Here is a 12,840-nt window from a genome sequence, read left to right as displayed (position 1 = left end):
AGTATTTTTGTCATTGCTAATCATATATAATTTAAAAGCCTTTCTTTTTAAGTTAGTTACTCAAATTTTAACAAAAGGCAATAGAAAGCACCGCAAGTTAACTTGTGGTGCTTTTTACTTCGTTAATGAATAACAAATAAAACAATATAAAAAATTAAACAAAAACAAAAAATATGCACTATAATATTTATGAGATAAATATCTCTATTATTAGGTAGATTATAGTTTCGAACTACCCTCGGGTGTCTGGTCACTCGGAGAACAAAAGAAACAATTGTAGGTTTAAATACCTACATTTTTTATTGTTTTATAATTTATATTAGTATGAATAGTAATTATATAATGTTTGGCAAAATTTATAAAGTTCGAAACAATAAAAATAATCTACCTATTGCAATAAACAAAAATGAAAATACAATTGGAACTATCAAAACCTATAAACTTAACCGTCCTTATGTAGTCTTTTATTCTAATGATAAAGTTTATTTTCTGCCAGTTAAAACTATTCGAAACAGCAACAGGAAATCAACCAATGTAGATAAGAAAAATGTAATAATCTCCAATATTAATATCTATAGGAATGAAGCTCCTATAGGAAATGCCATTAACTGTTCAGTAATTAATGTAATGGATAAAGAACTATTTGAAAGTCTCTTTGAAAAAGATAGCAAATGAAATAATGTAGACCTAGATAATGAAATTTATTATGAAGTAATGACTAAATTATTCGCACTTGTTCATTCTAACAATGTTAAATTTTCTCAAGTTATAGGTTTTACTAAAACTAAAACTAAATTTATAAAAGATAAAAAAATAAACCAACAAATTAAAGATGATGCTTTCAATTTTATAAATACATATACTAAATTGCTATACACTCCTATATACTTTATCGATAAAGAATTATCTAAACTTCCCGATACATACTTAGGGTTAAGAAAACATTTTATATTTCTCAGTGGTCTTGAAGAAGATGAAGTAAATAATGCTATGAAAAAACCTAGCAAGACCAAAAGACAAAGGGAAGCTAAAAAACAAGCAGCTCTTCTTGATAATCATTAGAAACAAGAAGTCAAAGACGAAATTAGCACTCTAGAAGATGATGCAGGCTTATTGCTCTAGAATGCTTTTGTTTAAGTAAATAAAGCTTTCTAGAGCCATTTGAATATACAAGTAATATTTTATATATCTAAACATATTAACAACTCTCATAGGCTTATAACCTGTGAATTTTTTATACTAAGTTTTTTAATAATGCATTGTTTCATATAATTAATATGCTATGGAAAAATTAGATGTAGATATATTTAATAATATCCTAGAAACTACTAATAAGTTATATGCAAACAAAGCAAAAGAGTTAAATGATAAGGAAGAGTATTTTCGAAACACATTAAGAAAAGCCCTTTATCCTAACTGAAAGATATTTAGAAAAGAAACTAGAAAATGAATTACTCTAGGCGGTATTTTTTTTACTTAATATTACAATGTATGAAACAAAAAATGATGAAGGTAAGATAACTCGTTTTACTTATTATCACGATGAAAAACTCAAGCAGATTTCTAATTGTAAATATGATATTGATAATCTGAAATTAGCTGCGAAATTCTACCTAGAGAATTCTAAAATTCCTTCTAACCTAAAACAATTATTGCCTAGCAAGCAACTATTAAATTATTATCTCAATAAGTTAAAAATTAAAGAAATTACGGAAATGAAAGTATTAAGTGGGTAAGATGATAATTCAATTCTTACTTCAATATTTATTCTACTCTATTTTAGTTCTGACATAATAAAAATTCACAATATTTTATTATTGTGTTTTTTTTATCCCTGTTTTATAGTGCTTTTGGTCAAATTATATGATTATTAAATTGTGGTTTGTTACAGACATTATTGTTCTAATGATTGTATTGATTGATTTAAGCCCAAAATTCTTTCCTATATATCTTTTTAAGTCATGATAAACAAATGTTTTGGCATTACCGCTTGTGTAATATTTGTTTGTTATTGTCTCATTTATAAACTTATTATAAGTGTATAAAACCTTATAAATTTCTTTATATCATTGATTTTTTTGCGCTGTTTTAGGCTTGGATGAAAATGAATTAATTGTATGCTTTAAATAATTAATAAACTCATTAAAATTGCACTTAATAGTGCTAATAATAATTGTATGGCAGAGCGTCAATATGTTTATCATCAACTGATTTAACATCATCATTTGGCGGTTTAAAAAGGCATGAAATGTTGATCTTTAATTGCTTTCTGCCTAAACGAATATTTCAAAATTTGGTAAAATATTTTTGCAAAAATTGGTAAAGTTTTTTAGCTAAATTTGGTAAATTATTGATTTTTATGTAGCATTATGAACAAGAAAATATATAAACCTAGAATCATTGATAAAGTAATTAGTCGCTATTTAAAAATTGCAGGTGCAATTTGCATAGAAGGACCAAAATGGTGTGGAAAAACATGAACTTCTAGACATGCATCTAAAAGTGAGTTTTTAGTAGGCAATCCTTATAACAATTTTGCAAATAGACAGTTGGCTAATTTGAATCCTTCGTCAGTTTTGATGGGAGAGAATCCTAGAATGATAGATGAATGGCAAGAAGCTCCTGCAATTTGAGATGCAGTCAGAGCAAAAGTTGATGAAATTGGCGAAAATGGTCTATTTATACTCACTGGTTCTTCCACTCCAAAGTACAAAGGCATCTTGCACAGTGGTGCTGGTAGAATTAGTAGGCTTAGAATGAACACAATGAGCTTATATGAATCAGGAGATTCATCTGGCATAGTTTCACTACAAAAATTATGTGCTGAAAATTATAATTTCCAGCCACAATATGTTGAAGAACTAAGTTTTGATAAGTTAGCTCATTTAATTATAAGAGGCGGTTGGCCAGGTGGGATTGATGCTCCATTAAAAGATTCTCGCATAGTCGCTAAGCAGTATATTAATGCAATTTTAAGTCAAGAATTAGTTGATGAATTTGGCAATAAATTTGACTATGGCAAAATAAAACTCATTTTAAAATCACTAGCACGAAATGTTTCTACTACTGTTTCTGAACGAGCAATAATTTCAGACATTTCACAAAATGAACCAGAGAATATATCAAGACCAACATTATCCAAGTATTTAGAATTTTTAAATAAAATGTTTTTGTTTGACAACTTAGAACCGTTTGCTCCTAACTATCGCTCATCATTAAGAGTCAAACAATTAGAAAAGCGTTATTTTAGTGACCCTTCATTAGCTTGTGCTTTGCTAAATTTAACTGCTGAAAAATTGACCAAAGATGTAAATTTATACGGCATTTTGTTTGAATCATTAGTTGTAAGAGATCTAAAAATATATGCTAGGGCAAATGATGCCGAGGTTTATCATTATCAAGATTATAAAGGCAATGAAATAGATGCAATTATTGAACTTAGCGGTGGTGATTGATGCGCTATTGAAATAAAACTAGGTTCTAATGTTGTTGATGAAGCTGCTAAGAAATTAAATAAAACAATAAATAATATGGTAGCTAATGGCGCAAGTGAACCTATTTTAAAGTGCATAATTGTCGGCTTTGGCAACTTAGCATACAAAAGAGATGATGGAGTTTTCATTGTGCCAATTAATGCATTAAAAGATTAGAATAATACTTTAAATTAATGCTATAAATATTAATGTACAATATTTCCATAAGGATTAAGTTATGACAACAGGCGATAAATGAAAAATAGCAATGCTTACAATATTTACATTTGGCTTTTGCTGACTATATTGACGCATCAAAAATAATAAAGTCAAAAAACTAAAAAAGGGCGAAATTAATAGGCTAGATTCAAGTATGGACACACTTGAATTAGTTAATTTATTAGGTGGCAAAAACAACATTATAAGCGCTTCAAGCACTATTTCTAGAATAAAAGTGTTTATCAATGATAAAACAGCTGTACAAAAAGATAAATTGGAACAATTAAAATACGTTAGTGGCTTAATGATTTCATCAAATAATATCTCAATAGTTGTGGGAGACTATGCCAAAAAGCTTTGCGAAGAGCTAAATAATGAAATTATTAAATAGTCTTTTAAGACATAAAACAGGATTGAAAATATAAAAATAAAAACTTGTTGTGGTTTGGTGTAACAAGTTTTTATTTAATTTTCATTAGGTATGGCAGTGTTTTATTTTTAAGTGGCAGTGAGCTTTTATACTCATCTTTTAGTTCGGCTTTTTTAGATTCAATTATGCTTTTATCATAGCCTTTAAATCCTGTTAAATTAAATTTATAGTCTTTTGAAAGCATCTTTTCATTTCTGTGATTTATAAAATTAATTGAAATTGGAATCGTGCCTAATCCATTTTTAGATGCTTCATATTTATCTGAATCAATAAGTTTTACTTCAACTTTTTTTATTAAGCCATCATCAGTTGAATCATTATTAATGTTATACAAAAGCGTATATTGTGAAAAGATTATTGATAGTCATTTTTCATAAAAACTCCTGTGTTTCAGAACTTCTAAAACTGGTAAATTTGACATTGAATTATTTTGTCAAAGCAATAAGTTGTTTTTATGCTGATAGATCAAAAAATTAGCTATGTCAATAAATGAATTTTCTATAAAGTCAATAGCTTTTATGCCTTGTGGAAACTTTAAATTTCCTTCATTATCAAAATTATTATCATTAACAAGATAGCTAAAATATGTATCTTTTGTCTTATTTATTGAGCCTAATTCATTTTTTAAATATAAGCCATTTGTAAATATGTGCTTATGCGGTGTAAAATCAATTGAATATCAGTTATACTTTTGTTTAGTGTTTGTTTCTTCTATAGCTAATTTACCAATAGCAAATGAATTATTTAATAGCTTGGTTTTTTCGAATTTTCCTATTTTAAAGGCAAATTGGTCAGGTACATTACTTATTAATATATCATCTTTTAATTCAGCTAGAATCATGGCTGTATTATTTAGATTATAAGCTTCATAATCTCTTGTAGGATGCATCAAATCATCAATATTTTTATAGCCTAAAGGATTTGGCTTAAATTTTATTTCAGGATTATTTACCAGTTCATTAAATTTAACTTCATCAAAATCTATTGTTAGCTTGCTTTTAGTCTTTAAGTCAAAATATGTATCACTTTGTCCTTTAGAAAAATTTGATAATTTAAATTTTGTCTTTTTCTGATTTTCATTTAAAAGAGAATTATTCTTATTGTCCAATAAGTCTATATTTAAGGTTATTACGTTATTTTCAAGTTTAAGATTATTAAATTTAACATGATCAAAAACTAGTTCATTGGCTTGAAAATTGTAAATCTGTAATTCATTAGAAAGTCTTTTTTCAAGTAGTTTTTGCTGAAATTCTGATCTAATGAAAGCCTTACTTCTTATGTTATTTGCTAATGATTGTTCAGGATATTGCAAACTACTATTAATTAATGAGCTTTGCAACATATATTGTAAATCAGGGATGCTAAAATCATCCAATATGCCTTTTTTATAGTGATTTTGGAAAATTTCTTTTTTGTATTCAAAAAAGTCAGAATACTTGATTTTGCTTTCTAATTTTAGTTTATAAAGAATATTAATGTCAGTGACATTATTAATTTTATTAGCCCGTTTGACAACATATTTATCGTTTTCTTTTTCATATGTAAAAGGTTTTAAGATTTCATCAAAGCTAAAATTTTTGATTTTATCTACTACCTTTTTTAAGGAATATTTTTTATTTTTGTAAGTAAAAATAATGTCATTTTTACCTTTATTTAAGGTAAATTCGTCAACTTTATCAGGTAAATTTAATGAAATAGAACCTTTTTGCAAATCATTAAATAATGAATGCAAAGTATAAGACTTTAACTGCGATAAAAATGTTTTATAAAAAATGTCACTTGCTTTAACATCGCTATTTTCTTTTAAATTAAAAATATCATCATTACTTTCGCATGATGCTGCTATAAAAGTAGTAAAAGCGCTAAAAGCCAAAGGTATAATTAATTTTGATTTCAACTTCATATTTTTGTTTCTACAAAATGCTTTTATTTATTGTATTTTAGCATTTGATAAGCACATGAGGCAATCATTGCTCCATTGTCTGTTGCATACTTTAAATCAGGGATTATGGCAATATTGCTAATTTCTAAAAATCTTTTTCTTAGCTCACTATTGGCACTAACTCCGCCAGCTAAAACTAGTGACTTAACATTATATTTTTTAAGTGCTTTTTTAGTTTGATTAATTAAGTAACTAACTGCACAATCTTGAAAACTAGCTGCAATTTGATTAGTATCAATTGCTTCTTTTTTTTGCATTTTATTATGATAGTAATTTATAACTTGCGACTTAAGTCCACTAAATGAAAAATTATATTCGCCAGGAGCATGAGGCTCAGTGAATTTAATAAACTCACCATTATAATTTTTATATATTTTATCAATTATAGGGCCACCAGGAAAACCTAATTGTAATTTTGAGCTAACCTTATCAAAGGCTTCGCCAACAGCATCGTCTAATGTTTGACCTATTATTTGAAAATCATTTGGATTATTAATAAGCATTAATTGAGTATGGCCACCTGAAACTAATAGACATAATGAAGGATAATTTATTTCATGATCTATTGCACATGAATAAAAGTGTCCGGCTAAGTGATTAATAGGAATTATTGGCTTATTGTAAGCTAATGAAACTGCATTAGCGAATAAATATCCAATTTGCAGTGTTCCAACTAATCCTGGCTCTTTAGTATAAGCAACATAATCAATAGTAGATAAATCATGTTTTTTTAGCAATATCTCTAAAATTAAGTTTATGTTTTTAACATGCTCTCTTGATGATATTTCCGGAATTGTGCCACCAAATTCCTTAAAAATATCAACTTGACTAATTGTTTCTAAGGCAACTACTTTATTATTTTCTAAAATCGCAATAGAAGTGTCATCATGACTAGTTTCAATTCCTAATATTTTCATATTATTTTTTAGCTCCTATCTGCGGCATTTTTATGTAATAAGGCTCAATTTTATTTAAGTCATCATAATCAATAAATAATTGTTTGTAGTTTTTAAAATTATTTAAAAACTGCTCATAATTTACACTATCATAATTGTCTTTTACGCCTGTTTTACAGGTTATTTGGCTAGGATCAAATGGTTCTTGATTTACTAAATATTCAAAGTACTTTTCGCCTTTTGCATTTATATAAAATGCATTTTTATCTTTATTTTGCTGGCTTAAAATTTGCATTGTGCTAACTGTAAAAATTTTAATTTTTTTAATTGTTGCAATTGTTCTTAAATAAACTAAAGAGATTCTTACTCCAGTAAAATAACCAGGACCTAAATTTGTATAAAATTCATCAAAATCGCTAATTTTTACATGTAATTCATTAAGCATTTCGCTAATGCTTAGTGGTATTAATTCAACTTTTTTTTGATACTTTTGCAAAACTTTAGAATACTTTAAGTTGAAGTTTTCATCAAAGGCTGCTAAAACAAAATCATCGTTAGCAGTGTCTAAATATAATTTCATTATTCAACCACCTTTATAGTAAAAATATGATTATTATTTTCATCCAAAACAATGTCTACACTTACATAATTTGAATAATAATGAATTATTTTAGAAGGTCATTCAATTGCAATAATATCATTCTCATTAGCATAGTCAATAAATTCGTCAATCTCACCAATAAGATGATATGCATCAATATGAACTAGCCCATTATATGTTTTCATATAGTTAAAAGTTGGTGAAGTGATAGGCTCTTTTATTCCAATTATCTTAGCTATTTCTTTTAATAATGTAGTCTTGCCAGCACCTAATTCCCCATTTAAAAGTAATAATTTACTTTTAGTTAAATTATTCAAAACATAATTAGCTACTTCAGTAAGACTTTGATTTTCTTTTGTGACAAAAATTTTGCTTGGATGCATATTTACCTTTTATAAATCTCTTTAATATATGTGTTTAAATTATAGTTTTATAAATATATAAAGTGCAAAAAAATAACAAAAAAGCAAAGAATCCTTTGCCTTTTCTTGTTTTTATAGGTTAAGTAAGTGTATTTTATGATTTACAAAATTAACTTATATGCCTATAAAATAGCCTAATTTATTAAGTAAATAAATTATTTAAGAATTTTGGTTACAGAACCATAACCAACTGTTCTACCACCTTCACGGATTGAGAACTTTGTTCCTTCTTCAACTGCGATAGGTGCAATAAGTTTAACTTTTAAGTTAACATTTTCACCTGGTTGAACGAATTCACGACCTTTTTCAAATTCTAGACCACCTGTAACGTCTGTTGTACGGAAGTAGAATTGTGGTTTATAGTTAACAAAGAATGGAGTGTGACGGCCACCTTCTTCTTTTGTCAGTGCATAAATAGCAGCTTCAAATTCAGCGTGAGGAACAATAGAACCTGGTTTAGCAAGAACTTGTCCACGTTCAATAGCTGATCTTTCAACACCACGAAGTAATAAACCTGCATTGTCACCAGCTTGAGCTTCTTTTAAGTTCTTTCTGAACATTTCAATACCTGTAACAACAGTTTTCTTTGTTGGTTTAAGACCTACGATTTCAACTTCTTCGTTTAAGCTTAGTCTACCACGTTCAACACGACCTGTAGCAACTGTACCACGACCTGAAATTGTGAAAACGTCTTCAACTGCCATTAAGAATGGTTTTTCAAAGTCTTTAACAGGGGTTTCGATTCATGTGTCAACTGCATTCATTAATTCAAGAATGTTTTCTTCGTATTCTGGTTTACCTTGTAAAGCTTGTAAAGCTGAACCACGAACGAATGGAGTGTTGTCGCCATCAAAGCCATATTTTGTAAGTAATTCACGAACTTCCATTTCAACAAGATCGATCATTTCTGCATCTTCAGGCTTGATCATGTCACATTTGTTTAAGAAAACAACCATTTTTGGAACACCAACTTGTTTTGCAAGTAGAACGTGTTCTTTTGTTTGAGGCATTGCACCGTCTGTTGCAGCAACAACAAGGATTGAACCATCCATTTGAGCAGCACCAGTAATCATGTTCTTAATGTAGTCAGCGTGACCAGGACAGTCAACGTGTGCATAGTGACGTTTTTCTGTATTATATTCGATGTGTGATGTATTAATTGTTATACCACGAGCTTTTTCTTCAGGTGCATTGTCAATTGCATCATATGATTTAGCTTCTGATAAACCTTTTTTTGCTAATACTGTCGCAATAGCAGCAGTTAAAGTTGTTTTACCATGGTCAACGTGGCCAATGGTTCCAATATTAACGTGTTCTTTGCTACGGTCAAAATCTAGTTTTGCCATATTAAAATCCTTTCGTAAAAATATTGAGTAATTTTAGCGCTAAAACCTACCTCAGCATGGCCTTTCATCCATGTCCTATCCAAACTTTTAATGCTAATACATAATAAAATAGTATTGAAATTTTAACAAAAAATAACAAAATTTTAAAAATATTGCAAGGCGCCAAAATCATATTTGAGCACTAAAAATAATACTATCAAAACCTCTTCTTTATTAGCAATCTAATTCTTTTTATAACCAATTTTACCTAGAACCCTGTTTTATAGCTGTTTTAATGCTTATTAACCCTGTTTTATATATGTTTATATTTCCATATTTATGATTTAGCGCTATCTTGGCATAAATTCATGCTGTTTTAAATGTTATATAATAAAAATATATTTTATTTTGGGGGAAATAATGCCTATTATAGAGAGAATTTTAGCTCGTGAAATATTAGATTCACGTGGCAATCCAACAATTCAAGTGGAAGTTACTACAGATTATGGAACTACTGGTGTTGCAAATGTACCTTCAGGTGCTAGCACAGGAAGTAGAGAAGCACTAGAATTAAGAGACAAGGGCACAAAATACGAAAATAACTGATTTGGTGGCAAGGGTGTTATGACAGCAGTTGACAATGTCAATGAAATAATAGCACTAGAACTAGAGGGATTATCAGTTTTTAATCAAAGAGAAATTGACAAAATAATGATTGATTTAGATGGCACAGCAACTAAGTCAAAACTTGGTGCTAATGCTATTTTAGGTGTTTCATTAGCAGTTGCAAGAGCAGCAGCAGCTGAACTAGAAATGCCTTTATATAGATATATTGGTGGTGCTAATGCACATGTGCTTCCATTACCTATGCTTAATGTTTTAAATGGTGGCGAGCATGCATCTAATACAGTTGATTTTCAAGAATTTATGATTATGCCAGTTGGTGCTAAATCATTAAGACAAGCGTTGCAAATGGCTAATAAAGTTTTCCATAATTTAGCTAAATTACTTAAAAATGCTGGCTATGGAACACAAGTTGGTGATGAAGGTGGTTTTGCACCAAATTGTAAGAGTCATGAAGAAGTTTTAGACTACTTAGTTGAAGCGATTAAGATTGCTGGCTACACTCCTGCAACTAAAGGTAAAAATGCTATTGCAATTGCATTAGATGCAGCATGTAGTGAGCTTTATGATGAAAAAACTAAAAAATACACATTTAAAAAACTTAAACAAGCTATTAGTGAAAAACGTCCTGGTTTTGAACACTTAGGTGATGTTAAGCTAGAGTACACAAGTGATGAATTAATTGAATACTTTGGTAAATTAATTGATAAATATCCAATTATTTCTATTGAAGATGGACTAGCTGAGAGCGATTGAGAAGGATTTGCTAAAATGACAGCTAAATATGGTCACAAAGTGCAAATAGTTGGCGATGATTTAACTGTAACAAATCCTAAGTTATTGGAAAAAGCTATTGAACAAAAATCAATGAATTCTATTTTAATCAAACTTAATCAAATTGGAACTCTTTCTGAAACAATGGATGCTATAAACAAGGCTCAAAAGGCAAATATGGCTTGTGTTGTTTCACACCGTTCAGGCGAAACAGAAGACACTACAATTGCCGATTTAGCCGTTGCATTTAATACAGGTCAAATCAAAACTGGTTCAATGTCTAGAACTGATAGAATTGCTAAATATAACAGATTGCTAGTTATTGAAGAAGAGTTAGGTGAACAATCTGAATTTGAAGGAATAAAAGCATTTTATAACATAAAATAATGCAGAAAAGTCGCACAGGCGACTTTTATTATTCGCCTATAAAATAGCAAAATTAGTAAAAAGAGTTCTCGTTCTTTAACTTTTGCAAAACACAAACATAATTCATAAATGAATTATGCATAAAATCTTAATAATATATAATGTTAATATGATTAAAAAAGGCGATGTTTTGAATGGCTTAGTAAAGAACATTAATTCACATGGCATAATTGTATGAACTTTTAATGGTATGAAATTTTTTATACCATTAAATTTGATTACAGACTTTACAAAAAGCAAACTTGAAAGCATTTTTGAAATAAATCAAAAAATAAACTTTGTTGTTGAATCAATAGATATGGATATGCAAACTGGTATTGGTAATTTCAAAGCCAACCATCCACTTCACTCACGTATGCCTTTTAAAAACAAAATTAAAGAATCTAAAAATGGGTTTAAGAAATTAAAAGAATCAGTGCTTAAATTAATAAGTGAAGCGGAAAGCAGCAGTAAATAATGGAAGCTATTAATTTAGATTTTATTAATTTTAGCCCTGATTTTAAAAATGAAAATATGCAGCCTTATGCTCTTGAGCTATTTAATAAAATTAAAAAGAAAGACAATGATTTTTTTGAACAGTTTGGGTTTAATGAACTTGTATTAAATTTTGATTTGCAAAACTTAAAGGAATTAAACAATTTTAGTGAGCTTTTTCATAGCCAAAATATTAAGAATATAATCATTTTTTGCAAAAAAAGTGATAAAGATAATTTCAAAGCTGCCAATGATTTTTTAAATAAAAATGATATCTTAAAAGATCAGAAAATAAAATACAGCTTTTTTTGTGATGAAGAGCCTGAAATTTGGCAAAAACTATACATAAAAAATCAGGAAATAATTAACAACTCTAAGACTGCATTTTTATTTATCGGTCAGTCATTGTATTCAGAACCATTTATTGAAATTATCAAAATCATGATTAATGATATTCAAGAAAAATATGGATATTATAGAGCACTAAAAAGATGTTTTATGATCTGTAAGCAAAAATTGGAAGTGCAGTTACAAAACTTTGAAATTGATGAAAGAAATAAGTTAATAATGCCAAATGTTTTGACAAAAAATTACTCATTTTTTGCTGAAAGCAATTTGTTTTTACTACTTTTAAAAGGCTGTGATATTATGAGCTTAGTTTCTGGATATCAAAATTTATATCCTGCTTTTGTTTCTGACAATTTAGAAGAAAATATAGCTTTTCAATATGCTTATGTTAGGTCATTAATTAGCAAGAAAAGTAAGTATAATTTCATAATTAATGATAATAACGTTTTGTCTAATTTGCTTGTTTTACAGGCTAATATGGAAAATAATTACTATGATAAATTTAATGTTTTTTCATACATTGCCTCATTTACAAATGATATTTATACATATGGGCAGTTTTTAATAGATAATTATCAAAAAATGTACATTTCTTTTTATAAACTAAAAAATGAAAAAATAGATTACAGACTAAGTGATGAAATTCATTTTAGTGATGGGCTAAATCAGTATACTTTTACGAAAATAAGTGATTTTAGGAAAAGTGCAAATAATGGAGTTCAAGAAATTCTTACCAATATTCTTGGTATGCCTTATTGTTTAATTTCAATTGATGATAATAGCGAATATTCACTAGGAGCCATAATTGCATTTTTATATTGAAGTTTTATATACAGATGTATGCTAAATAATACAAATCCATTTTTAATTAACCACAGGAGTTAAC

Annotated in this window: 13 protein-coding genes; 8 read left to right on the top strand and 5 right to left on the bottom strand. The window is 28.2% G+C overall.

The genetic code is table 4. The features are described 5' to 3' along the window. Positions 1–324: 324 nt before the first annotated feature. From MAGA_RS01840 to MAGA_RS01820, 5 genes are all read left to right on the top strand, one after another. The gene (locus tag MAGA_RS01840) at positions 325–1,062 is read left to right on the top strand and encodes an Mbov_0400 family ICE element protein (RefSeq protein ID WP_013021995.1); all 738 of its coding nucleotides are present in this window, start codon (positions 325–327) and stop codon (positions 1,060–1,062) included. Between the two features lie 220 nt (positions 1,063–1,282). After that, positions 1,283–1,480, top strand: coding sequence for a hypothetical protein (locus MAGA_RS04720; RefSeq protein ID WP_052300248.1), 198 nt, complete (start codon positions 1,283–1,285; stop codon positions 1,478–1,480). Between the two features lie 7 nt (positions 1,481–1,487). Beyond that, complete coding sequence (locus MAGA_RS04715; protein WP_013021994.1) at positions 1,488–1,736, top strand: hypothetical protein; 249 nt, start codon at positions 1,488–1,490, stop codon at positions 1,734–1,736. Between the two features lie 633 nt (positions 1,737–2,369). Further along, positions 2,370–3,650, top strand: a complete 1,281-nt coding sequence (locus MAGA_RS01825; RefSeq protein ID WP_013021992.1) for an ATP-binding protein — start codon at positions 2,370–2,372, stop codon at positions 3,648–3,650. A gap of 61 nt (positions 3,651–3,711) precedes the next feature. Further along, positions 3,712–4,083, top strand: coding sequence for a PTS transporter subunit EIIB (locus MAGA_RS01820; RefSeq protein WP_013021991.1), 372 nt, complete (start codon positions 3,712–3,714; stop codon positions 4,081–4,083). A gap of 70 nt (positions 4,084–4,153) precedes the next feature. On the opposite strand, the gene MAGA_RS01815 is transcribed toward MAGA_RS01820, so the two are convergent. The 5 genes from MAGA_RS01815 to tuf all read right to left on the bottom strand — a co-directional run bounded on the left by MAGA_RS01815 (position 4,154) and on the right by tuf (position 9,329). Continuing rightward, the gene (locus MAGA_RS01815; RefSeq protein WP_013021990.1) at positions 4,154–6,025 is read right to left on the bottom strand and encodes an MAG3240 family lipoprotein; all 1,872 of its coding nucleotides are present in this window, start codon (positions 6,023–6,025) and stop codon (positions 4,154–4,156) included. Positions 6,026–6,048: 23 nt separating this feature from the next. Next, positions 6,049–6,981 carry a tRNA (adenosine(37)-N6)-threonylcarbamoyltransferase complex transferase subunit TsaD gene (tsaD, locus tag MAGA_RS01810; protein ID WP_013021989.1) on the bottom strand — a complete coding sequence of 311 codons (933 nt, stop codon included), beginning with the start codon at positions 6,979–6,981 and terminating at the stop codon, positions 6,049–6,051. Between the two features lies 1 nt (position 6,982). Beyond that, a complete protein-coding gene (gene tsaB, locus MAGA_RS01805; RefSeq protein ID WP_013021988.1) occupies positions 6,983–7,540 on the bottom strand; it encodes a tRNA (adenosine(37)-N6)-threonylcarbamoyltransferase complex dimerization subunit type 1 TsaB in 558 nt (185 codons plus the stop codon). Then, complete coding sequence (gene tsaE / locus MAGA_RS01800; protein ID WP_013021987.1) at positions 7,540–7,944, bottom strand: tRNA (adenosine(37)-N6)-threonylcarbamoyltransferase complex ATPase subunit type 1 TsaE; 405 nt, start codon at positions 7,942–7,944, stop codon at positions 7,540–7,542. Before tsaE ends, tsaB begins: the two co-directional genes overlap by 1 nt. A gap of 194 nt (positions 7,945–8,138) precedes the next feature. Beyond that, entirely contained in the window at positions 8,139–9,329 is a 1,191-nt protein-coding gene (gene tuf / locus MAGA_RS01795; protein WP_004024476.1) for an elongation factor Tu, read from the bottom strand. Between the two features lie 399 nt (positions 9,330–9,728). On the opposite strand from tuf, the gene eno reads away from it, so the two are divergent. From eno to MAGA_RS01780, 3 genes are all read left to right on the top strand, one after another. Continuing rightward, positions 9,729–11,093: a phosphopyruvate hydratase gene (gene eno / locus MAGA_RS01790; protein ID WP_013021986.1), complete on the top strand. Its 1,365-nt coding sequence runs from the start codon at positions 9,729–9,731 to the stop codon at positions 11,091–11,093. A gap of 148 nt (positions 11,094–11,241) precedes the next feature. Continuing rightward, on the top strand, positions 11,242–11,589 hold the full coding sequence (locus MAGA_RS01785; protein ID WP_013021985.1) for a S1 RNA-binding domain-containing protein: 348 nt from the start codon (positions 11,242–11,244) through the stop codon (positions 11,587–11,589). Then, a complete protein-coding gene (locus tag MAGA_RS01780) occupies positions 11,589–12,839 on the top strand; it encodes a glucose-6-phosphate isomerase (protein ID WP_013021984.1) in 1,251 nt (416 codons plus the stop codon). The genes MAGA_RS01785 and MAGA_RS01780 overlap by 1 nt, the downstream gene beginning before the upstream one ends. The last annotated feature ends 1 nt before the right edge of the window (position 12,840 follow it).

The organism is Mycoplasmopsis agalactiae, assembly GCF_000089865.1.
Lineage (GTDB): Bacteria > Bacillota_I > Bacilli_A > Mycoplasmatales > Metamycoplasmataceae > Mycoplasmopsis > Mycoplasmopsis agalactiae_B.
This window is presented reverse-complemented; position numbering and strand designations above follow the sequence as displayed.